26 protein-coding genes are annotated in these 21632 nt (G+C 67.3%); 14 read left to right on the forward strand and 12 right to left on the reverse strand.

Annotated features, from left to right (window positions below; all coding sequences use genetic code 11):
• Positions 1 to 13 precede the first annotated feature (13 nt).
• The 5 genes from MA876_RS15570 to MA876_RS15590 all read left to right on the forward strand — a co-directional run bounded on the left by MA876_RS15570 (position 14) and on the right by MA876_RS15590 (position 2544).
• On the forward strand, positions 14 to 517 hold the full coding sequence (locus MA876_RS15570) for a redoxin domain-containing protein (RefSeq protein WP_248151564.1): 504 nt from the start codon (positions 14 to 16) through the stop codon (positions 515 to 517).
• Entirely contained in the window at positions 514 to 1074 is a 561-nt protein-coding gene (locus tag MA876_RS15575) for a DsbA family protein (protein ID WP_248151565.1), read from the forward strand. Before MA876_RS15570 ends, MA876_RS15575 begins: the two co-directional genes overlap by 4 nt.
• 11 nt (positions 1075 to 1085) lie before the next feature.
• On the forward strand, positions 1086 to 1607 hold the full coding sequence (locus MA876_RS15580; RefSeq protein ID WP_248151566.1) for a winged helix-turn-helix transcriptional regulator: 522 nt from the start codon (positions 1086 to 1088) through the stop codon (positions 1605 to 1607).
• Positions 1608 to 1777: 170 nt separating this feature from the next.
• Positions 1778 to 2032 (forward strand): hypothetical protein, encoded by a 255-nt coding sequence (locus MA876_RS15585; RefSeq protein WP_248151573.1) that lies wholly within the window; start codon positions 1778 to 1780, stop codon positions 2030 to 2032.
• A 2-nt stretch (positions 2033 to 2034) separates the two neighbouring features.
• Entirely contained in the window at positions 2035 to 2544 is a 510-nt protein-coding gene (locus MA876_RS15590; RefSeq protein ID WP_248151575.1) for a nuclear transport factor 2 family protein, read from the forward strand.
• A 55-nt stretch (positions 2545 to 2599) separates the two neighbouring features.
• Here MA876_RS15590 and MA876_RS15595 read toward each other — a convergent pair whose 3' ends face one another.
• The 10 genes from MA876_RS15595 to nrdH form a co-directional block, all read right to left on the reverse strand.
• Complete coding sequence (locus tag MA876_RS15595) at positions 2600 to 3883, reverse strand: MFS transporter (RefSeq protein ID WP_248151577.1); 1284 nt, start codon at positions 3881 to 3883, stop codon at positions 2600 to 2602.
• On the reverse strand, positions 3880 to 4845 hold the full coding sequence (locus MA876_RS15600; protein WP_248151578.1) for a serine/threonine dehydratase: 966 nt from the start codon (positions 4843 to 4845) through the stop codon (positions 3880 to 3882). Before MA876_RS15600 ends, MA876_RS15595 begins: the two co-directional genes overlap by 4 nt.
• A complete protein-coding gene (locus MA876_RS15605) occupies positions 4835 to 5224 on the reverse strand; it encodes a RidA family protein (RefSeq protein WP_248151580.1) in 390 nt (129 codons plus the stop codon). The genes MA876_RS15600 and MA876_RS15605 overlap by 11 nt, the downstream gene beginning before the upstream one ends.
• Positions 5224 to 6192, reverse strand: coding sequence for a fumarylacetoacetate hydrolase family protein (locus MA876_RS19135; RefSeq protein WP_275563278.1), 969 nt, complete (start codon positions 6190 to 6192; stop codon positions 5224 to 5226). Before MA876_RS19135 ends, MA876_RS15605 begins: the two co-directional genes overlap by 1 nt.
• Positions 6074 to 6493 (reverse strand): tautomerase family protein, encoded by a 420-nt coding sequence (locus tag MA876_RS15615; RefSeq protein ID WP_248151582.1) that lies wholly within the window; start codon positions 6491 to 6493, stop codon positions 6074 to 6076. The genes MA876_RS19135 and MA876_RS15615 overlap by 119 nt, the downstream gene beginning before the upstream one ends.
• 37 nt (positions 6494 to 6530) lie before the next feature.
• Entirely contained in the window at positions 6531 to 6938 is a 408-nt protein-coding gene (locus MA876_RS15620; RefSeq protein WP_248151585.1) for a MarR family winged helix-turn-helix transcriptional regulator, read from the reverse strand.
• A gap of 352 nt (positions 6939 to 7290) precedes the next feature.
• Positions 7291 to 8265, reverse strand: coding sequence for a class 1b ribonucleoside-diphosphate reductase subunit beta (gene nrdF / locus MA876_RS15625; RefSeq protein WP_248151587.1), 975 nt, complete (start codon positions 8263 to 8265; stop codon positions 7291 to 7293).
• Positions 8266 to 8301: 36 nt separating this feature from the next.
• Positions 8302 to 10458, reverse strand: a complete 2157-nt coding sequence (gene nrdE / locus MA876_RS15630) for a class 1b ribonucleoside-diphosphate reductase subunit alpha (RefSeq protein WP_248151588.1) — start codon at positions 10456 to 10458, stop codon at positions 8302 to 8304.
• The gene (gene nrdI / locus MA876_RS15635; protein ID WP_248151589.1) at positions 10440 to 10877 is read right to left on the reverse strand and encodes a class Ib ribonucleoside-diphosphate reductase assembly flavoprotein NrdI; all 438 of its coding nucleotides are present in this window, start codon (positions 10875 to 10877) and stop codon (positions 10440 to 10442) included. Before nrdI ends, nrdE begins: the two co-directional genes overlap by 19 nt.
• 12 nt (positions 10878 to 10889) lie before the next feature.
• Entirely contained in the window at positions 10890 to 11123 is a 234-nt protein-coding gene (gene nrdH / locus MA876_RS15640) for a glutaredoxin-like protein NrdH (protein WP_248151590.1), read from the reverse strand.
• Between the two features lie 463 nt (positions 11124 to 11586).
• On the opposite strand from nrdH, the gene MA876_RS15645 reads away from it, so the two are divergent.
• Together MA876_RS15645 and MA876_RS15650 are read left to right on the forward strand one after the other, a co-directional pair.
• Complete coding sequence (locus tag MA876_RS15645) at positions 11587 to 13554, forward strand: hypothetical protein (RefSeq protein WP_248151591.1); 1968 nt, start codon at positions 11587 to 11589, stop codon at positions 13552 to 13554.
• 98 nt (positions 13555 to 13652) lie between these two features.
• Positions 13653 to 14813, forward strand: coding sequence for an MFS transporter (locus MA876_RS15650; RefSeq protein WP_248151866.1), 1161 nt, complete (start codon positions 13653 to 13655; stop codon positions 14811 to 14813).
• A gap of 2 nt (positions 14814 to 14815) precedes the next feature.
• On the opposite strand, the gene MA876_RS15655 is transcribed toward MA876_RS15650, so the two are convergent.
• Positions 14816 to 15220, reverse strand: a complete 405-nt coding sequence (locus MA876_RS15655; protein ID WP_248151592.1) for a pilus assembly protein CpaE — start codon at positions 15218 to 15220, stop codon at positions 14816 to 14818.
• A gap of 157 nt (positions 15221 to 15377) precedes the next feature.
• On the opposite strand from MA876_RS15655, the gene MA876_RS15660 reads away from it, so the two are divergent.
• The 3 genes from MA876_RS15660 to MA876_RS15670 are packed head-to-tail and all read left to right on the forward strand — an operon-like array spanning position 15378 to position 17465.
• Positions 15378 to 15527: a hypothetical protein gene (locus MA876_RS15660; protein WP_248151593.1), complete on the forward strand. Its 150-nt coding sequence runs from the start codon at positions 15378 to 15380 to the stop codon at positions 15525 to 15527.
• Between the two features lie 25 nt (positions 15528 to 15552).
• Complete coding sequence (locus MA876_RS15665) at positions 15553 to 16308, forward strand: alpha/beta fold hydrolase (protein ID WP_248151595.1); 756 nt, start codon at positions 15553 to 15555, stop codon at positions 16306 to 16308.
• Complete coding sequence (locus tag MA876_RS15670) at positions 16305 to 17465, forward strand: acyl-CoA dehydrogenase family protein (RefSeq protein WP_248151597.1); 1161 nt, start codon at positions 16305 to 16307, stop codon at positions 17463 to 17465. Before MA876_RS15665 ends, MA876_RS15670 begins: the two co-directional genes overlap by 4 nt.
• A 39-nt stretch (positions 17466 to 17504) precedes the next feature.
• On the opposite strand, the gene MA876_RS15675 is transcribed toward MA876_RS15670, so the two are convergent.
• Positions 17505 to 18389: an endonuclease domain-containing protein gene (locus MA876_RS15675; RefSeq protein WP_248151599.1), complete on the reverse strand. Its 885-nt coding sequence runs from the start codon at positions 18387 to 18389 to the stop codon at positions 17505 to 17507.
• 205 nt (positions 18390 to 18594) lie between these two features.
• On the opposite strand from MA876_RS15675, the gene MA876_RS15680 reads away from it, so the two are divergent.
• Genes MA876_RS15680 through MA876_RS15695 form a run of 4 tightly spaced genes read left to right on the forward strand, consistent with a single transcriptional unit; the run spans position 18595 to position 21621 of the window.
• Positions 18595 to 19866, forward strand: a complete 1272-nt coding sequence (locus MA876_RS15680) for a DUF445 domain-containing protein (protein WP_248151616.1) — start codon at positions 18595 to 18597, stop codon at positions 19864 to 19866.
• A gap of 24 nt (positions 19867 to 19890) precedes the next feature.
• Positions 19891 to 20232 (forward strand): gamma-glutamylcyclotransferase family protein, encoded by a 342-nt coding sequence (locus MA876_RS15685; RefSeq protein WP_248151627.1) that lies wholly within the window; start codon positions 19891 to 19893, stop codon positions 20230 to 20232.
• A gap of 1 nt (position 20233) precedes the next feature.
• Complete coding sequence (locus MA876_RS15690) at positions 20234 to 21154, forward strand: agmatinase family protein (protein WP_248151629.1); 921 nt, start codon at positions 20234 to 20236, stop codon at positions 21152 to 21154.
• Positions 21151 to 21621: a SixA phosphatase family protein gene (locus MA876_RS15695; protein WP_248151630.1), complete on the forward strand. Its 471-nt coding sequence runs from the start codon at positions 21151 to 21153 to the stop codon at positions 21619 to 21621. The genes MA876_RS15690 and MA876_RS15695 overlap by 4 nt, the downstream gene beginning before the upstream one ends.
• Positions 21622 to 21632 lie beyond the last annotated feature (11 nt).

The following is a 21632-nucleotide window of genomic DNA, read 5'->3' on the forward strand; positions in this document are numbered from 1 at the left end:
AGAGCGAGAGAGCATGACCATCGACCCGCAATTCCGCGTCGGGGCACCCGCCCCCAAGGTGCAATTGGATGCGGCATCCGGACGCCGCATCGACCTTGCCGACATGAAAGGCCGCACCGTCGTCCTGGTGTTCTATCCCGCCGACTGGAGCCCCGTCTGCGGCGACGAACTCGACGTCTTCAACATCGCCCTGCCTCTCTTCACCGAGATAGGGAGCGTCGTCCTCGGAGTGTCCGTAGACAGCGTGTGGTCGCACAAAGCATTCGCAGACCAACATCACTTGAGGATCGATCTGCTCAGCGACTTCGAGCCGAAGGGTTCGGTGTCGCGGGAGTTCGGCATGTACGACGACAGGGCAGGGCGCAGCAAGAGGGGCCTCGTCATCATCGACGGCGACGGCGTCGTGAGGTGGGCCGTCGTGTATCCGGACGATGTGAACCCGGGCGTAGACGAAGTCTTGCGCATCGCCGGTCAACTCACTCACACGCCCGCGGGCACCCTCGAGGATGCACGGTGAACACCGCCTACCCGCCACGAGCGGACGACCACTCGACCGGGCCGGCTACCGCAGCCGTGACGATCATCGAGTACGGCGATTACCAGTGCCCCTACTGCGGGGCGGCCTACCCTGTCGTACGTCACGTGCTGAGGAAATACCAAGGGAGGATCCGATTCATCTTCCGAAACTTCCCCATCGCCGAGCGACACCCCGAAGCACTCAACGCAGCTTCACTCGCGGAGTTCGCCGCCGATCACGGGCGGTTCTGGGCAACCCATGACGCCCTCTTCATGAACCAGAGCGAACTGGGGCCGGATCTCTACGAGCGCATCTGCCGCGACCTGACCATGGACTATCAGGAGTATCGAATGGCGCTTCTCCACGATGTCTATCGCAGCCGCATCGAAAGAGATGAGCGAGAGGGACTGCTCAGCGGCGTAAACGGAACACCGACATTCTTCGTGAATGGCGAGATCGTCACGACGGGAACCGCCGGGCTCGTAGCCGCAGTCTCACGAAGTCTCGCCCTCTCGTCCAGACTCGGCTCACGACGCCCCGCCACCAAACTTTCTTGAAGAGGGTTAGAGTGGGCCGGGAGAGCAGGGAGCATGCAATGCCGCTACGATCCGACTGGTCCGACGAGTTCTGCCCGATCCGCCGATCACTGGATGTCCTCGGAGACCCGTGGGTACTCCTGATCATCAGAGAAGTGCTCCACGGCAGAGGTCGCTTTGACACGCTCCGGGACACGCTGCGGATCTCCGAGGCGGTCCTCAGCCGACGCCTGACGGCACTGACCGACGCAGAGCTCCTCGAACGAGCCCCGTACGACTCAGGAGGCCGCACCAGGTGGGGCTACGTTGCGACCGAAGCGGCCACCGACCTGCTGCCGGTCCTTCAACAACTGGCGCTCTGGGGAGAACGCCACACCCCCATGCCGGAGGGCGGAGGACACATGGCCATGATTCATGTCGCCTGCGGCAAGGAGACGCACCGCGCCGAGAGCTGCAGCTCCTGCGGCGAACTGCTCGAGGCTGGCGACATGGCGTGGGTGAAGCCGTGGAAGAACCTCAGCGATCCCCTCCAGCCCGCCGGCACGCTGGTCTGACTCGACGTCGACCGATGGCCGAGGCATCCCATCCTCGGTCCTCGCGCTTCGCAGCGCTCGCAGCACCCGGCTAGGGGCCACTCGGCGGCGTCCTCGTGGACGCTCGCGCGATCCGGGATGCGGGAACCGCCGCGCGCGAGCGCGGGTAAGTCCGCGCGACGCTGCGGATCGTGCGAGCAAATCCCCACCTTGCCGCCCCGCTGTCCATGATGGCGATCGTCGGGACTCTGACGTACGAGTTCGAGGTACCGGTCCCCGTGTTCGCGGAGCAATTGCTCACCGCCAGCGCGAGCGAGTATGCCGCCCTCACGGCAACCTTCGGCTTCGGCTCGGTCGCGTGCGTGATCGCGGCGGGAGTGGGGGCACTGATCCTGCGCCAGGAGTGGGTGCGTCATCGTAGAAGGGGTCGTTCTGCTCAGGAGTGACCATGGCGTCATCTGGTGATCTTGAGCAAGGAGGTCCACATGCCCACTGCGACAACACATCTCATCGACCGACGCCCAACCGATCCTCAGCCGACGCAGCGTCGGACGGCGCGCCGCTCATGATGGGCATGGATCCTGTGCACGATCACGCCCTCAACGGCATCGAGCGGCTCGAACTCGAGCTCGTCGTGCGGGACTTCACATCGCTCCTCAACTCCCGCTGTTTCGACGAGCTGACCGCTTTCCTTCATCCAGACGTCGAGTACCGACCGTCGCTCCGCGCGACAGTTCGCGGGCGGTCCGCAGTGATCGCACTCTGCGAGGAGATTCACCATTCGTTCGACGAGTGGTGCACCTCGCTGCTCAACGTCGCCGTTACTGAGGACGTGGTTCTGGCCGAGCAGGCGCTCCGACTCCGACTTCCGGGGGAACAGGAGCGCTGGATCATGGGGTTCGCCAGTTTCCGGATGCACGGATTTCAGATCTCCGCGTGGCACCAGGTACACGCGTGACGACCGCGGGCGCCGTGCCGTCGCGACGCGAGCTTCCGCCCTCTCGCACGGTGCCCTACTGCCGGGCGGCCCCGACGGGCGATCGCCTGATCACGATCGAGAGGATTGCCGCAACGGCGCAGAGCGCTGCTCCTCCCCACCAGGCGTAGGTGTACTCACCGAAGGCGTCGCGGATGACCCCTGCGGCCAGCGCGGCGATGGCCGCTCCGATCTGGTGTGCGGCGAAGACCCAGCCGAACACGATCGTGCCGCGTTCGCCGAAGATCTCTCGACACAGCGCCGCCGTCGGCGGGACCGTGGCGACCCAGTCCAGCCCGTAGATCACGACGAACAGCACGATGCTCGGGTGGATGGTCTCGGCGAGGAGCCACGGCAACATGAGGAGTCCGACTCCCCGGAAGGCGTAGTAGATGATGAGCAGCTTGCGCGGGTCGAATCTGTCGGTGAGCCAGCCGGATGCGATGGTTCCGACGATGTCGAAGATGCCGACGACGGCGAGGAGTCCTGCCGCGGTCGTGGTCGCCATGCCGTGATCGTGCGCGGAAGGGATGAAGTGGATGCCGATGAGCCCGTTGGTCGTCGCGCCGCAGATCGCGAACGCGATCGCCAGTGCCCAGAAGGCCCGGGTGCGCGCGGCGAAGGCCAGTGCTCCCAGAGCACGTCGCGCGGCTCCCCCGCCGACGGGTTCCGGTGGCGTGTAGTGCTCGGGATCTTCTCCGTACGGTGCAACTCCGAGGTCGGCGGGTTGGTCGCGGAGGACGAACCAGACGAGCGGCACGGCGAGAAGAGCAGCGGCCGCGACGACGAGCGATGCGGAGCGCCATCCTGTCGTCTCGGCGAGCAGCGCGACGGGAGGCAGGAAGATGAGCTGCCCGGTGGCCGAACCTGCCGTGAGGATGCCCATCACGAGCCCCCGACGATGGACGAACCACCGATTGGCCACGGTGGCGGCGAAGACGAGCGCCATCGATCCCGTCCCGAGGCCGATGAGCAGCCCCCAGAAGATGAGCAGCTGCCAGGACGCGGTCATGAATACGCTGCCGCCGGCGCCGAGGGCGACGAGGGTCAGTGCGGTGGCGACCACCTGTCGCATGCCGAATCGGTCCATGAGCGCAGCGGCGAAGGGAGCCGTCAGGCCGAAGAGGAGCAGATTCACGCTGACCGCGAGCGACATGATGCTCGTGGACCAGCCGAACTCCTCGTGCAGCGGCACCATGAGCGCACCGGGCGCCGCGCGGAACCCGGCAGCCGCGAGGAGCGCGACGAAGGCCACGGCCGCGACCCACCATGCGGGGTGGATCCGGCGCGTGCCGCGCTCGGGATCGAAAGGTCGATTCATGCTCGCGCGAGGGTGCTGGGATCCACGTTCCCGCCGCTGGCGACGACCCCCACCACTTCCGAGGAGGAGGGCGTGTATGCACCGCTGAGGATCGCGGCGAGAGCCGCCGCGCCGCCGCCTTCGAGCCCGATCCGCAGTTCGTTCCACGCGGTCCGTTGAGCCGACCTGATCGCATCGTCGGTGACCTCGACTCGATGGGCCTGCTGAGCGGTGACGGTGTCGAAGGCGATCCGACCGACGCGGACCGGTCCGAGGCTGTCGACCGCTGCTCCGGAGACCTCCACGTCGACCGGGGCTCCTGCGTCGAGCGCGGCACCGAGGCAGCGCGCGGTGACAGGCTCCACGCCGACGGCGGTCACGGGTGTGCCGGTCAGGGCGGTGAGCGCACCGGCGAGCAGTCCCCCGCCGCCGACGGAGACGAGCACGGTACTGAGATCGGGCACTTGGTCGAGGAACTCGGTCGTCACCGTTCCGGCGCCGGCGACCGTCGCCGGCTGGTCGAACGGGTGGATGAGCCGCGCCCCGGACTGCTCGGCGTAGGCCTGGGCGATCACGAGACTTTCGTCGTACACGTCACCGATCACTGTGACGCTGGCGCCGTACTCGGCGAGCCGCTGCAGTTTCACCGGCGGGCAGGTCGTGGGCACGAAGATCGCAGCGGGGACGCCCAGGAGCCTTGCCGCCCAGGCGACCGCCTGGCCGTGATTGCCGCCGCTGGCCGCGCACACCCCGGCGTCGGGGATCGGTTGGGCGAGCATGCTGTTGAGGGCGCCCCGCGCCTTGAATGCGCCCGTCACCTGGAGGGACTCCAGCTTGAGCCAGAAGGCAGGATGCGTCGCACCGAGCGTGCCGGCGTCGATCCACATCACCGGCGTGCGCCGGATCCGACCATCCAGCCGCGCGGCGGCAGTCCTGATATCCGTCGCGTCGAGGTGCGTGGACGTGGGAGAGTCAGCGGGCATGTGCGGCGACCGCTTGCACTTCGATCTTGCAGCCGAACGGAAGCGCACCCGCTTGGAAGGTGAATCGGGCGGGCGCCGTGCCGACGTCGGGGAACTGACGACGCCACCATTCGTTCAGAGCGGCATAGTCGTCGATGTCGGCGAGTACGCACTGCACGTAGACGACCTCCTCCTGCGTGTACCCGGCCGCGTCCGCGATTCGGACGATGTTCCGCCACGCGAGGGCGACCTCGTCCTCGAAGGTGCCCGGTTGATATCTGCCGTCCTCTCCGAGGGCCGGCATACCGCTGATGAAGCAGGTGTCGTTCGCGCTCGCCGCGAGACTGAAGGGGAACCCCGAAGGCAAGCCGGGTCCGCCCTGGGTGCGGGTGATGCTCATCATGACTCCTCAGTGGGGATCTCGATTGCGGTGTGGTGCAGGGTCTGGTCGCCGACCGTCGTGACGACGCTGTCTCCGGCGACGAGGTACTTCTTCGGGTTCCTCCCAAGCCCCACACCTGCAGGCGTCCCGGTGAGGATGACATCGCCGGGAAGCAGCGGCAGGACTGCTGAGAGATACGCGATGAGCTGCGGGACCGAGAAGATCAGGTCCGCGGTGGTGCTCTCCTGGACGACCACATCGTTGATCACGCATCTGACCGGGATGGCGTTGACGTCGTCGAACTCGTCGGGAGTCACCAGCGCCGGACCCATCGGCGTGAAGCCAGGGAAGGACTTGCCGAGGCTGAACTGCGGCGTTCCCACGGGCCTCATCTGCACATCCCGGGCGGAGAAGTCCTGCGCTGCCGTGATGCCGGCGACATGCTTCCACGCGTCCTCTGCCGAGACACGGTACGCCGTCACACCGATGACGACGGCGGCTTCGACCTCCCAGTCGACTTCATCGGTGAACAGCGTCAGTTCGCCCACGGGGCCAGCGACGGAGGAGAGGAACTTGGTGAACACCATCGGCTCCGAGGGTTCAGCGAACCCGGATTCGATCTGGTGCGCCCGGTAATTGAGTCCGATCGCGAAGATCTGGCGCGGCTCCGGCGAGGGCGCGTCGGCCCGCTCCGGATCGAAGGGCGAGTCACCCGTGAGCTCAGCAGAGGCCGACCACTGCCGGAAGTCCCACCACTGGTCGTAGACGGACGCGGCGCTCGGGCCGAACGACCGCCGCTGTTGTCGGCGACATCGAAGGCCGTTCCGTCGCGGACGATCTTGGCCCGCCCGTCGATCACTGCCAGTCTCATGGAGCGAGCCTGACGCTGGACGGCGCTTCCTCCACCGGTGCGCGCTGAGCGAGTCCGCGACCGAACGAGATGTTGGCGAGCCCGATCTCGGTGATGGTGATGAAGACGTCGTCAGGACCGACGACTCCAGAGGCCACGAGGTTGCGGTTGATGTCCGCGAGGAGCGCCTTCTTCACGTCATCCGTGCGGCCGACGAGGAACGTGATCTCGATGACGAGGAGCTGATGCGTGTAGTTCAGTCCGAGGTATCCGTCCGTGTGGCGGAAGTCGTCCTGAGACAGCTCATTGAAGATCTGATACAGGTCTTCATCGGGCACGCCCAGACCGGCGACGAGTGCCGCCTGGATCGCCTCTCCGATCGCCTGCTTCTCGGCACGGCTCCGCCCCTTCCGCAGGTTCACTTTGACGAGTGGCATTGGTCATTCCTTCGCATCGAGCGCACGCGTACGCAGGTCAGATTGACAGCGCCAGTCGGCGGAGATCAGCCGCGGAGTCGGCAGTGAGAAGCTCTTCGATCTCGGCCTGCGCGCTCTCCCACAGGGGCAGCGCGTTCGCCGAGACCGCGACGGCCTTCTCGGTCAGCACGAGAGCCGACGCCCGGCGGTCGACCGAAGATGTCGTCATCTCGACCAGACCGAGCTTGACGAGCACACGCACGTTGCGGGCAACCGTCGAGCGCTCCAGTTCGGCACGCTCCGCCAATTCCTGGATCGTGATCGGCTCACTCCCCGGAAGCGGCAGCCGGCGAAGCAGGCCCCACTGAGCGACGTTGATGCCCGCGGGCTCAAGCGCCCTGTCGTAAACCGCCGACGCCCGGCGCGCGGCGACGCGAAGGCTTGTGCAATAGCAGTCCGTCTCCATGATTACGAGTATATACACATAATGTGGAAGCCTGAACCTTCTTCGGAATTGAGCGCTTCAGGGAGTGAACGCGCCTCCGCCCTGTCGCATCTCCACGCACGAGCAGCCGTATCGCAAGTCGTGCGCATCCCTCCGCGCGCCTGACTATCGAAGACGACTGAGAATGCTTCGCCCAGGAACGATCGGAAGCCGACACGAGATGGTCTGATAGCGATCTCGGGGCTTCTGAGAGAAGGTCTGCTCAGAAGCCCCTAACAACTCGGATCAAGTACGGTCGTCAGATCAGAATCCCGTGAGGGGATCGACTTCAGTGTCTAGCTAGATCACGTTCGCTGACGCCCGCCAGGAGTCGTCAGAAGTCCCAGTCCTCGTCCTCGGTCGCTTCGGCCTTGCCGATGACGTACGACGAGCCCGACCCCGAGAAGAAGTCGTGGTTCTCGTCCGCGTTCGGCGACAGGGCCGACAGGATCGCCGGGTTCACGTCGGTCGTGGTCGAGGGGAACATCGCCTCGTAGCCCAGGTTCATGAGGGCCTTGTTGGCGTTGTAATGCAGGAACTTCTTGACGTCCTCGGTCAGTCCGACGCCGTCGTAGAGGTCCTGCGTGTACTGCACCTCGTTGTCGTAGAGCTCGTAGAGCAGCGAGAAGGTGTAGTCCTTGATCTCGTCGCGCTCGGCCTGACCGACCTTCTCGAGACCCTTCTGGAACTTGTAGCCGATGTAGTACCCGTGCACGGCCTCGTCGCGGATGATGAGGCGGATGAGGTCGGCCGTGTTCGTGAGCTTCGCACGCGACGACCAGTGCATCGGCAGGTAGAAGCCCGAGTAGAACAGGAACGACTCGAGCAGGGTCGAGGCGACCTTGCGCTTGAGCGGGCTGTCGCCCTGGTAGTACTCCATGACGATCTGAGCCTTCTTCTGAAGGTTCTCGTTCTCGACCGACCAGCGGAACGCCTCGTCGATCTCCTTCGTCGAGCACAGCGTCGAGAAGATCGACGAGTACGACTTGGCGTGCACCGACTCCATGAACGCGATGTTCGTGTACACCGCTTCTTCGTGCGGGGTGATCGCGTCGGGGATGAGCGACACCGCGCCCACCGTGCCCTGGATCGTGTCCAGGAGCGTGAGCCCCGTGAACACGCGCATCGTCAGGGTCTGCTCTTCGGGGGTGAGTGTGTTCCACGACTGGATGTCGTTGGACAGCGGCACCTTCTCGGGCAGCCAGAAGTTGTTCACGAGGCGGTTCCACACCTCGAGGTCCTTGTCGTCCTGGATGCGGTTCCAGTTGATCGCCTGAACGTGGTTCAGGAGCTGCAGCTTCTCAGCCATGATGTTCCTTCTTGAAAATGCCTGATCAGATTGCAATTACAGCATGCAGGAGACGCACTCGGACATGTCCGTGCCCTCGAGCGCGAGCTGGCGCAGGCGGATGTAGTAGATCGTCTTGATCCCCTTCTTCCACGCGTAGATCTGCGCCTTGTTGATGTCGCGGGTGGTCGCGGTGTCCTTGAAGAAGAGCGTCAGCGACAGGCCCTGGTCGACGTGCTGTGTGGCTGCGGCGTACGTGTCGATGACCTTCTCGTAGCCGATCTCGTAGGCGTCCTGGTAGTACTCGAGGTTGTCGTTCGTCATGAACGGCGCCGGGTAGTAGACGCGACCGAGCTTGCCTTCCTTGCGGATCTCGATCTTGGACGCGATCGGGTGGATCGACGACGTCGAGTTGTTGATGTACGAGATCGAGCCCGTGGGCGGCACCGCCTGGAGGTTCTGGTTGTAGATCCCGTGCTCCTGGATCGAGGCCTTCAGCGCCGCCCAGTCCTCCTGCGTCGGGATCGGGATGCCGGCGAAGAGCTCCTTGACCTTCTCGGTCTGGGGCTCCCACGCGGCATCCGTGTACTTGTCGAAGAACTCACCCGACGCGTACGTCGAGTCGGCGAAGCCGTCGAAGGCCTCGCCCTTCTCGATCGCGAGGTTGTTCGATGCGCGCAGCGCGTGGAACAGCACCGAGTAGAAGTAGATGTTCGTGAAGTCGACACCCTCCTCCGAGCCGTAGTAGACGTGCTCGCGGGCGAGGTAGCCGTGGAGGTTCATCTGGCCGAGGCCGATCGCGTGCGAGCGGTCGTTGCCCGACTCGATCGAGCGCACCGACGAGATGTGGCTCTGCTCGCTCACGGCGCTGAGCGCCCGGATCGCGGTCTCGACCGTGCGGCCGAGGTCGCCGCCGTCCATCGCGAGGGCGATGTTCATCGAGCCGAGGTTGCACGAGATGTCCTTGCCGATCTCTGCGTACGAGAGGTCCTCGTTGTACGTCGTCGGCGTGTTGACCTGCAGGATCTCGGAGCACAGGTTGGACATGTTGATCCGGCCCTTGATCGGGTTGGCCTTGTTCACCGTGTCTTCGAACATGATGTACGGGTAGCCCGACTCGAACTGGATCTCGGCGAGGGTCTGGAAGAACTCGCGCGCGTTGATCTTCGTCTTCTTGATGCGCGGGTCGTCGACCATCTCGCGGTACTTCTCGGTCACCGAGATGTCGCCGAACGGCACGCCGTAGACGCGCTCGACGTCGTACGGCGAGAAGAGGTACATGTCCTCGCCGTTCTTGGCGAGCTCGAACGTGATGTCGGGGATCACGACGCCGAGCGACAGCGTCTTGATGCGGATCTTCTCGTCGGCGTTCTCGCGCTTGGTGTCGAGGAAGCGCAGGATGTCGGGGTGGTGCGCCGACAGGTACACCGCGCCCGCGCCCTGGCGCGCGCCGAGCTGGTTGGCGTAGCTGAAGCTGTCTTCGAGGAGCTTCATGACCGGGATGATGCCCGACGACTGGTTCTCGATCTGCTTGATCGGCGCACCCGACTCGCGGATGTTCGAGAGGAGCAGCGCGACGCCGCCGCCGCGCTTGGAGAGCTGCAGCGACGAGTTGATGCCGCGCGAGATCGACTCCATGTTGTCTTCGATGCGCAGCAGGAAGCACGAGACGAGTTCGCCGCGCTGCGCCTTGCCGGTGTTGAGGAACGTCGGCGTCGCGGGCTGGAAGCGGCCCGCGATGATCTCGTCGACGAGCTCGTTCGCGAGCTTCTCGTCGCCGTCGGCGAGGCCGAGCGCCGTCATGACGACACGGTCCTCGAAGCGCTCGAGGTAGCGCTTGCCGTCGAAGGTCTTGAGCGTGTAGCTCGTGTAGTACTTGAACGCGCCGAGGAACGTCTCGAAGCGGAACTTCTTGCCGTATGCACGGTCGTTGAGCTGCTGGATGAAGGCATCCGAGTACTTCGCGAGCACTTCGGGCTCGTAGTACTCCTTCTCGACGAGGTAGTCGAGGCGCTCCTTCAGGGAGTGGAAGAACACGGTGTTCTGATTGACGTGCTGCAGGAAGTACTCCCGCGCCGCCCGCTTGTCGGCGTCGAACTGGATCTTGCCGTTCGCGTCGTACAGGTTGAGCATCGCGTTGAGGGAGTGGTAATCCATCCCCTCGAAGCGCACCTCGGTCTTGAAGTCCTTCTCGGTCACTGCAGCTTCCACCATCGTTCCAATCCCTCGCTCACGCGATCCACATCTTCTGGCGTGCCGAACAGCTCCAGCCGATACAAGTGGGGCACATCGCACTTGCGGCTGATGATCTCGCCGGCGAGGCAGAAATGCTCGCCGAAGTTCGTGTTCCCTGCGGAGATGACTCCGCGGATCAGGCGCCGGTTTCGCTCGTCGTTGAGGAAGCGGATGACCTGACGGGGAACGGCCCCCTTCTCTTCACCCCGGCCCTGGCCGCCCCCGTACGTGGGGGTGACCAGGACGAACGGCTCATCGATCTCGAGCGGTTCGTCGGTGGAGTGGAGGGGAATGCGGGCTGCCCGCAGCCCGAGCTTCTCGACGAATCGGGCAGTGTTGCCCGAGACGCTCGAGAAGTAGACCAGCAGCGGCGCTCGCGTCGCGGTCGCCGTGCTCATCGGTGACCTGCTCTACGCGAGGCGCGAAGCGAGCTCGTCGATCTTGTCGGGACGGAAGCCCGACCAGTGGTCCTCATCGGTGATGACGACCGGCGCCTGCAGGTAGCCCAGCGCCTTGACCTGCTCGAGTGCCGAAGCATCCTCGGAAAGGTCGAGAACCTCGTATTCGATGCCCTTCGAGTCCAACGCGCGGTAGGTCGCCGTGCACTGCACGCAAGAAGGCTTCGTGTAGACCGTGATCGCCATGGTGACGAGTTTCTCCCCTCAAAACGGTGTTGATTCCGGTAGACCCCCCACCGGGAGTCCAATACTACATATGGGTACCGACATTCGATAGCACCACAAGGGCTAGTAGTTACATCCGTGTAGTTTTCCACCGTTCTCTACAGATACAACACAGGTTGTCCACCGATTCATCCACAGGTGGCGATGATCGTGCGAACCTGAAAAGTCCCTGAAAGACGGCGGATTCGGATGCCTCGCCGGCATCCATCCACAGGTCCGAGGCTAGAGACGGCCTCCGACATCGAATCCGCCTGTGGATTGCCGGCTCGGCGTGTCGCGGCGTGTCGCGCGAGTCGCACTCGGGTGCCCGACTCGGACGCATCTTGTGGGGGTGCACGGCCGGGTGTAGTGTCCGCGCCAACGGCGACGCCCGTTCCCGGGGGATGAGGACGGAGGCCGTGAGCCGCGTTCTCTGGGGAAGATCATGGATGCTCGATCCCTTCGCGCCCGCCTCGCCGGCGGGGCGGCCCTCGTCCTGCTCGCGACCGGCCTGCTGGCGACTCCCGCGACCGCGGACGACCCGACGCTGACGGTCGTGGTGGGTGCGGGTGGCGTGGAGTTCATGGACGAGTTCGGCAGCGGCCCCGAGCAGCCGTGGACGACATCCGTGACGGTCGAGGTCTTCTCGGCGGCGAGTTCCCTCGCTCCGCTCGCGACGGCGACTAAGACGAGCGAGGACCTCTCCGGGGGATTCGCCTTCACCCTTCCCGAAGGCGACTACCGTCTCCGCGCGTCGGCGGACGGATGGATGCCCGGCTGGTACACGGGCGAAGCGCACGACGATGCCATCTACAGCCTGCTCGACCTGTACGGATGGAATCCGGCTTCCACCTTCGACACGGCCACCATCGTGCATGTCGACGCCGGTTCCGCGACCGACCATCAGGACCCGGCGATCATGCTGTTCCGCAGCGGTTCGGGCGCGTACGGCGTCGTCGCCCGTTGGTCCGACGCGAACTGGAATCCGGACGAGATGTGGCCCGACGGCACCGTCATCTACGCCGAGCTCGTACCCGCCGGCGGAGGTGCTCCCGTCGCGACGATGCGCACGTCGTCGTCGGCCTACGCGTTCGACGACGTGGCTCCGGGCGAATACACGGTGCGTGCGACGATCGGCCAGGCGCCCGAGGGCACCGAACCGGGCGGCCCGGGCGACCTCGTCGACACGGAGGTCTGGTGGTATCCGGGGACGCAGGATGCCGCGCGCGCGGGGACGTTCACGGTCGAGTCCGGCGGCGGCCATTTCGTCGCGGCCAACGTGGCGACCGACACAGCGCCCATGGAGGGTGAAGCGGCCGTCATCAGCGGGGACCTGTACGCGGGGGGATTCGCGACCGTCGCGTTGCCGTCCGAGTACGAGGGATTCTTCGGCCTGAACGCGGACGCAGTCGAGGTCGAGACGTACGAGTGGTTCCTCGACGGCGAGCCGATCGCGGGGGCCTACTCATCAACGCTGGCGATCCCCGCCGGATCCGAGGGGCAGGAGCTGTCTGCATCCATCGACGTGAATTTCCTGCCGGCGGCCATGCGCTTCACCTACCGAGCGGCCTTCACCGTGGAGGCGCCGACGGGGAACGTCTTCACGGCGGGGGTCCCGACGGTCGCAGGGCAGGCGATCCTCGGCAGAACCCTCACGGCGCAGCCGGGCACGTGGACACCGGCCGGCACGAAGAGCTTCCAGTGGTACCGCGACGGCGTGGCCATCGCGGGCGAGGTCACTCGCCAACACATCCTCGTCGAGGAGGACCTCGGCACAGCGCTCACCGTGACGATCACGGGGACCAAACCGGGCTACATGCCCGCCCACCGCACGAGCGCGCCGATCCCGGTGGATCCGGCACCGTTCGCGGCGGCACCGGTGCCGACCATCAAGGGCGCCGCGCGCTACGGCACCGAGCTCACGGTCGGCGGGGGCACGTGGCGTCCGCAACCGGTCGACGTGACGTACCAGTGGTTCCGCGACGGCGTGCCGATCGACGGCGCGACGGATGCCGTGTACACGCTCGGTGCGGACGACGTCGGCGCCGCCATCTCGGTCGCCACGACGGGGTCGAAGGCCGGCTACCTCACCGCCGCGCGGCTGAGCGCGCCGACGACGCCGGTGGCACTGGCCAAGATCGTCGCGCCGAAGCCCGATCTCATCGGCCAGCCCACGGTGAACAGCACGCTCTCGATCGATACGAGCGCGTGGACCCCCGCGGGTGCGACGATCGCGTACGAGTGGCAGCGCAACGGCGGCGGCAACGGCTTCCTGACGGTCGCGACGACGCCGACCTATACGCTCACCGATGCCGATCGGAACAAGAAGATCCGGCTCGTCGTCACCGTGTCGAGTCCCGGCTACGAGACGCTGCAGCGCACGACGGCGGCCACCGTGAACATCACGCCGTAGTCCTCTCGATGAGAGTGCGCACCGCGCGCTAGCGTGGATGCGTGGCAGGAGCAGGCGCGGGGTACCGGGAACTGCTGCGCACGCCCGGCGTCGGGCGCATCATCGCAGCCCAGTTGACGGCGCGATTCCCGAATGGGATGACGAGCCTCGCGATCCTGCTGCACATCGAGCACGTCACAGGTTCCTACGGTTCCGCCGGGCTCGTCCTCGCTGCGACCTCGATCGGCCAGGCGATCGCCGGCCCGGTCACGAGCCGGTGGATGGGCCGTTGGGGCATGCGGCGCGTGCTCACGATTACGCTCGCGATCTGCGCCTTGTCGATCACGGGGATCGCGCTGCTGTCGCTGCCTCTGCCGGCGTACATGGCGCTGGGCCTTGTCGCGGGTCTGTCGACGCCGCCGGTGCAATCGGCCGTGCGCACGATCTACCCGAAGATGGTGACGTCGAAGCAGCTCACGCCCCTCTTCTCGCTCGACGCGTCGCTGCAGGAGATCATCTGGATCGTCGCTCCCGTGTTGATCACCTTCGTCGCGACGCAGGTCGGCACCGTGCCGGCGTTGCTGCTGATCGTCGTGATCCTCATCGGCGGCGGAGCGTGGTTCATCCTCTCGCCCGAAGTCGGACGCGTGCGCATCCCGCGCAGCCGTCGCGGTATCGGCAAGGTGCTCACCAAGGCACCCGTGCTCCTCGCGACGGTCGTCGGCTTCCTGCTGATCGGTGCGTGCTCCGCTGTCGAAGCGGGCGTCGTGGCCACGTTCGATCACGGCGGCCTCGAAGCCGGTCTCGTGCTCGCCGTCTTCTCGGTCGGCAGCCTCGCGGGCGGTCTGGTCTCGGGCCGCATCCCGATCAGCCGGTGGGCCATGGCCCGACGGCTGGCCATCGTCACCGTCGGTCTCGCGCTCACGATGGTGTCGCTCAACGTGTGGTGGCTCGGCGGCACGCTCGTGCTCGCGGGCATCGGCATCGCTCCCGCCCTGGCGGTGCTCTTCGCCATGACGTCGGCGAGCGTCAAGTTCAGCGACACCGCTGAAGCGTTCGGCTGGGTCGGCACAGGGCAGCTCATCGGCGCAGCCGCGGGCTCCGCGACGGCGGGGTTCCTCATCGACGACATCGGCGCCGCGGGCGCCTACTTCGCCGCGACGGCCTTCGCCGCGGTCGGGCTCCTCGTCGCGATCGTCTTCGTCCGGGGTTTCCCCGACCTGCGCCACCGCGACGCGAGCCCGATCCCCGACACCGAGCCCGTGCCGACGATCCGCTGAGCTCACGCGATCCGGCGCAGGACCTCCAGCAGCGCGAGCGCGTACGCATCGGCGGGCTCGGGATGCTCGAACACGAGCGTCTCCGCGTCGAGCGAGATCGTCACCTCGTACGTGTCGGCGAGGCGCCGCAGCGACCGGAACGCGTTCTGCAGCAGTTCGCGCAGCTGCGATTCGTGGGGCAGCCACAGCGCGTCCTCGAGGGCGACGGAGTCCAGCGCCCACTCGGTGGTGCCGTTGAACGAGAGGATGCGGCCCGTCGAGTATTCGCGCGGCTCGATCGTCATCTCGCTGACCGTGAAGACGTCGGCGTCGAACTCGGGTTCGTCGAGCTGGAACCGGTCGCCCGAGCGCGGATGCCAGACGAGGCCGGCGTCGCGCAGCGCCACGGCGAGTTCGGTCGAGATCACGCTTCTATTCTGAGGGTGCGGTCATGCCGACGGTCCCTCTCGCGCGATGATGTTGAGGCGATCCGGGTGTCGGGGCGGTCGGAATCATGCCGGCGATGTAGGCGGATCGTCCCTGCGACGGATCCGCACCGAGAGCACCGTCCGTAGCGTCGAAGACGTGACCGACACCGCTGCATCCAAGACCCTCGCCCTCGTGCTCGCGATCCTCGGCCACGTGCTCGTGGTCGTGATCCTGGCGCTCTCCGCCGTCGTCGCGCTCGGGCTCGTCGCGTTCTTCCTCGCACCGGCGGTCCTGAAGCTCGTGTGACGGCCGCGATCCGTAGCATGGCGGTATGCCTGCTCCCGTGATCCTCCCCCGCATCTCGTGGGGTGACCCCGCCGCATCCCCGCGTGCCCTGCTCGTCCACGGGCTGGGCTCCAACGGCCCGCTCATGTGGCGCTACGGGGTGGCGCTCGCCGAGGACGGCTGGCGGGTGGATGCCGTCGACCTCCGCGGTCACGGAGTCGCACCGCGCGCGCTCGACTACACGATCGCGGCGTACGCGGCCGACCTGCTCGTGACGCGCCCCGGCGACGACGGCGCGTGGGACCTCGTGATCGGACACTCCCTCGGCGGCGCAGCGGCCACCGCCGCCGCGGCGGACGACCCGGAATGGACCCGGCGGCTCGTGCTCATCGACCCGGCGATCCACCTCGTCGAGCGCGACCGGCAGATCGTGCGCGACAGTCAGGAGCGCTCGTTCGCCGATCCGACGCAGGCAGCGGTGCGAGCGGAGCATCCGACCTGGCATGAGCAGGACATCGAGCTCAAGGCGCTCTCGGCGCAGCAGGCGAGCCGCTGGGCGGTCGAGCAGACGAGTGAGCAGAACCCGGAGTGGGACGAACGGGCCGCGGCATCCCGCCTCACGATCCCGACGCACGTCATCGCGTCGGATCCCAAGGTCTACTCGATCTTCAAGGGCGGGCTCGTCGACGAGGTGACGGCGAACCCGCTCTTGACCCTCTCGGTCGTGAAGGGTGCGGGGCACTCGCCACATCGCGACAAGCCCGACGAGACGATCCGTCAGTTGCGGGCGGCGCTGGCATGAGCGCCTTCGATCCGGCCGAGATCCTGCCCGACGCGCTTCTCGAGCGCTTCCGCGAGCGCGCCGCCGTGCACGATCGGGAGAACACCTTCCCCGACGACGACCTGGCGGAGCTCGCGGATGCCGGCTACCTCGCGATCCTCGTGCCGACCGCGCTCGGGGGTCTCGGACTCGGGCTGGCCGAAGCATCCGTCCTCCAGCAGCGTCTCGCGACCGCGGCCCCCTCGACGGCGCTCGCCATCAACATGCACCTCGTCTGGACCGGCGTCGCGAAGGTGCTCGCCGATCGCGGCATCGACACCCTGCGGTTCGTGCAGGCGGGCGCTGTCGCGGGCGAGGTCTTCGCCTTCGGGATCAGCGAGGCCGGCAACGATCTCGTGCTGTTCGGCAGCGACACGGATGCCGTGCCCCTGCCCGACGGCGGGTACGTCTTCACGGGCACGAAGATCTTCACGTCGCTGGCTCCCGTGTGGACGCAGCTGGGACTGCACGGTCTCGACACGACGAGCCCCGACGGTCCGAAGATGGTCTACGCATTCGTTCCGCGCTCGGACGCGATCACGACGAAGGACGATTGGGACACGCTCGGCATGCGGGGCACGCAGTCGCGCACAACGGTGATCGAGGGGGCGATCGCGCAGCCGGAACGCGTCGTGCGGCGTGTGGATCCCGGGCCGAACCCCGATCCCATCGTGTTCGGCATCTTCAGCGTCTTCGAGTTGCTGCTCGCGTCGGTCTATACGGGCATCGCGCGACGCGTGCTCGACCTCGCCGTCGAGACCGCGAAGAAGCGCGCCTCGAAGAAGACGGGCAAGACCTACGCGCAGGACCCCGACATCCGCTCCCGCATCGCCGGGATGGCGCTCGCGTACGACGCGCTGCCCCCGCAGATCGCAGTGCTGTGCCGCGCGCTCGACGACGTCGTGCCGCCGGACGGCAGGTGGTTCTCGTACATGAGCGGTGTCAAGCACCGCGCCGTCACGATGGCGAAGTCCGTCGTGGATGACGCGGTCCTCGTCGCGGGCGGGTCGTCCTACTTCTCGCGGTCCGAGCTCAGCAGGTTGTACCGCGACGTGCTCGCGGGGCTGTTCCATCCGTCCGATCCCGAGTCGGCGCACGCGACGATCGCGTCGGCCTGGCTCGGGCCCGTCGAGGACTGACGAGCGCGCATCATTCAGGATCAGACGCGCCCTCCGCGTTCATCGACGATGCGGAGGACGGGATGATCCTGAGCGATGCGCGAAACGCGCTTCGCGCGCGGCGCGGAGGAGCCCCTTCACCGCCGCGAGGACGACCTCGGGCCGAAAGAGGATGTCCTCGGCGAGCACTCGGAGCACGACGAACCCCCGTTCTGCCAGCGCAAGATCGCGACGTCGGTCACGTCGCTGCTCCTCCCATCCGCTGTGGAACGCCCGGCTGTCGCACTCGATGACGAGCCAGCCGTCCACGACGAGGTCGACGCGGCCGACTCCGCCGATCTGCACCTGGCAATCCGGGCGGCACCCGAGCCCACGCAGCATGAGCCGGACGAGGGTCTCGGTGCCCGACTCCGCCCGCGCGTCGACGAGACCGCGCAGTCGACGCAGCCTTCTGGGGAGGCGTGCGAAGAGCTCGTCCAGGTCGTCGGGGTGCAGATGCCGCAGGTGCAGCGCCGAATCGACTGACGCGATGAACGCGCGAGGCGTCTGGCACTCGGCGGCGTGCACGAGAGCATCGATGACCTCGGCGAACGGCGATCCCTCGCGGGGTTCTCGCATCGTCGGCGACCAGTGCACGCGCGCCGTCCCGGCCCTGCGGAGGCGTCCGGCATTGACGGGCACGTGCACGTGCACGTCGTGGTTCCTCTTCGGGTGAACGAAGACCCCCGCGCGGGCGAGCGCAGATACACACGTCGCTCGTCCGCCGACGCGAGCGGCGGTGACGGCGACCGAATCGGAGTCGCCCCGAAGGTAGACGTTCTGCCGCGCGCGCACGAGCGCGCCCGCGCGTACAGCTGCATCTATGTCACGAGCGGTCATCGTCAGGCCGCGGAGGTCGTCGCGCGTGAGCAGGACGTCGACCGGCAGATCGATCTCAACTCTCATGCGACGAGCGTCACTCGCGCGAGGCGCGCGATCTCACTGGCGACCGGGGCTCTGGGGATGGGTCGGCGCGAGCGGCATCTGGGGAGGAACGCGCATCATTCAGGTCCGACGGCCATCTCGCCGCGGAATCGCGCCCGAACGGCCGTTCCGTCCTGCACGATGCGCGCGCCGAGTCCACGCCCGCCCCGCGTGCGAGGATGACGGCATGGCGCGCACCCCGACTGCCCTGCTGAGCCCGGCCGATCAGGAGCGCCGCCGCGCGCTGCGGGTCATGAAGGGCGTCGCGCTCGGCGCGCTCCTGTTCATGGCGATCGTGTTCGTCTTCGCGTTCGCGTTCCAGCAGCAGGTGCCGTGGCTCGCGTACGTACGGGCCGCGGCCGAAGGCGGCATGGTCGGAGCGCTCGCGGACTGGTTCGCCGTGACGGCGCTGTTCCGGCATCCGCTCGGCATCCCGATCCCGCACACCGCGATCATCCCGAACCGCAAGGACGAGATCGGCCGCAACCTCGGCGAGTTCGTCGAGACCGAGTTCCTGCGCGGCGACGTCGTGCGCACGAAGCTCGAGGACACCGCGATCGCGGCGCGGCTCGGCGAGTGGCTCGCCGAACCCGTGCACGCGCAACGGGTCGGGGCCGAGGCATCCGTCATGGCGTCCGGCGTGCTCACGGCCTTGAGCGACGACGACGTGCAGTCACTCATCGAAGATCTCGCCCGCGAGCATCTCATCGCACCGGAATGGGGGCCGCCGCTCGGCGAGTGGCTCTCGCGGATCGTGGATGCCGGAGCCCATCACGGCGCCGTCGACCTCGGCGTCGACAGCATCGCGACGTGGCTCGAGAACAACCACGCCGCCTTCACGGGCCTGGTGTCGCGCCGCCTGCCGTCGTGGGTGCCCGGCATCGCGCACCGTCTCGTCGACGACACCGTCTACAACGAGGCCGTGAAGTTCGTCCACGCCGTACAGGCGGACCCGCGGCATCCCGCTCGCGCGGCCATCGATGCGTACCTCGCGCGGCTGTCCGACAATCTGCAGCACGACCCCGCCACGATCGGGCGGTTCGAGGATGCGAAGTCCGCCGTCTTCGACAGCCCGCGCGTGCGCGAACTCGCCGCCGAGGCGTGGAACACGGCGAAGGCGGGGCTCCTGTCCTCGCTCGCCGATCCCGAGAGCGGTCTGCGCCGGCGGATGGCGTCGGCCCTCGCCGAGATCGGGCAGCGGCTCTCGACGGACGAGGCGCTGCAGAGGCGCGTCGACGGGTACGTGACGGATGCCGCGGTCTTCCTCGTCGACCGCTACCGGCACGACATCGCCTCGATCATCACCGACACGGTCGAGAAGTGGGACGCCGACGAGACGACCGAGAAGATCGAGCTCATGGTGGGTCGCGACCTGCAGTACATCCGCCTCAACGGCACGTTCGTCGGAGCCCTCGCCGGGCTCGTCATCTTCTCGATCGCCCACGCCTTCCTCGGCTGAGGGCTTCTCGGTAGTTTGGTGATCGTGGCCGCCAACCAGCTCCTCTTCAGCTACGGGACGCTCCAACACCCCGACGTACAGCTCGACACGTTCGGGCGCCTGCTCACCGGCGAAGACGACGTGCTTCCCGGCTTCACCCTCGACTATGCCGAGATCGAGGATCCGCGCGTCGTCGACCTGTCGGGCACCGCCGTGCACCCGATCGTGCGCACGACGGGAAGTCACCGCGACAAGATCGTCGGCAAGGTGTTCTGGGTCTCCGAAGACGAGCTCGAAGCCTCGGACGAGTACGAGGTCGCTCTGTACCGCCGCATCGCGGTCGTGCTCGCGAGCGGGCGCGACGCCTGGGTCTACGTGGGCAATTGAGATGCCGCTGTCCTTCGATCCCCTCTGGCCTCGCGCCGGCGACTGGCCGGCGTTCGACGGATCGCACGTGGATGCGGCGATCCTCGGCGTCCCCGCGCACAAGACCTCGCTCTCGCCGACGGGGGCGGATGCCACGCCCGCCGCGATCCGCGAGGCGCTGCGCCGCTACAGCCCGACCCTGATCGGCCCTCCCCCGGTCGACCTGTCGCGTGCGCTGTCGGTCGTCGACGCCGGAGACGTCTCCGACCCCGACGGCCCCGACGGAGAGGCGGCGGTGCGTGCCCGCGTCGCATCGCTGGACGCGGGTCTCGTGATCGCCCTCGGCGGCGACAACTCGCTCACGTACGCGGTGGCTCAGGGCGCGGCGGCGCACGGACTCATCACACTCGACGCCCACTACGACCTGCGGGACGGCGTCTCGAACGGCTCGCCCGTGCGCCGCCTGATCGAGGACGGCCTCGACCCCGCGCGCATCGCGCAGATCGGCATCGCCGACTTCGCGAACTCCGCCGCCTACGCTCAGCGCGCGCTCGACCTCGGGATCACCGTCATCACGCTCGACGCCGTGCGCCGGCGCGGGGTCGACGACGTCGTCGCCGAAGCGCTCTCGGTCGCGGGAGCGGGGCGCGGCGGCATCCATCTCGACATCGACGTCGACGTGTGCGATCGGGCCGTCGCACCAGGGTGCCCGGCCTCGGTCCCCGGGGGCCTGCACGCGTGGGAGCTGCGCGCGCTCGTGCGCGGGATCGCGTCGGATGCGCGCGTCGCGAGCGCCGACATCGCCGAGGTGGATGCCACGGCCGACGCACCCGATGGCCGCACCGTGCGCCTGGCGGCGCTGTGCGTGTTGGAACTGCTGGCCGCCAAGGCCGCGCCACGATCAGCCTCGGCCGCGCCAGGATCGGAAGCGGTGACCGGATGATCCGGCTCGTGCTCGTGCGTCATGCCAAGTCGGACTGGGGGGATCCCGGGCTCGACGACCACGATCGTCCGCTGAATGAGCGGGGCCTGCGTGATGCGCCGGTCATGGCGCGCAGGCTCGCGGAGTCCGGATTCCGCGCCGACGCGATCCTCTCGAGCACGGCGCTGCGCGCCGCGACGACCGCGGAATTCTTCAGCGGCGCGCTCGGAGTTCCCGTCGAGCAGCAGGAGCGGCTCTACGGAGCGCCCGCGTCGCTGCTCCTGCTGACGGCGGCGGAGCGCGGCGTGCGTTCGGTCGTGGTCGTGGCGCACGACCCCGGCATGTCGGTACTCGCGGGCCTCCTCTCGGACGACGGCATCGGCCATATGCCGACGTGCGCCGTTGCGCGCTTCGAATGGGACGTGGATGACTGGGACGTCGCGACATCCATCGATCCCGAGCGCTGGCACCTCGACACACCGCGCTGACCGGCCGGAGT

Source organism: Microbacterium aoyamense, from assembly GCF_023155855.1.
In the GTDB taxonomy this organism is placed as follows: Bacteria; Actinomycetota; Actinomycetes; order Actinomycetales; family Microbacteriaceae; genus Microbacterium; species Microbacterium aoyamense.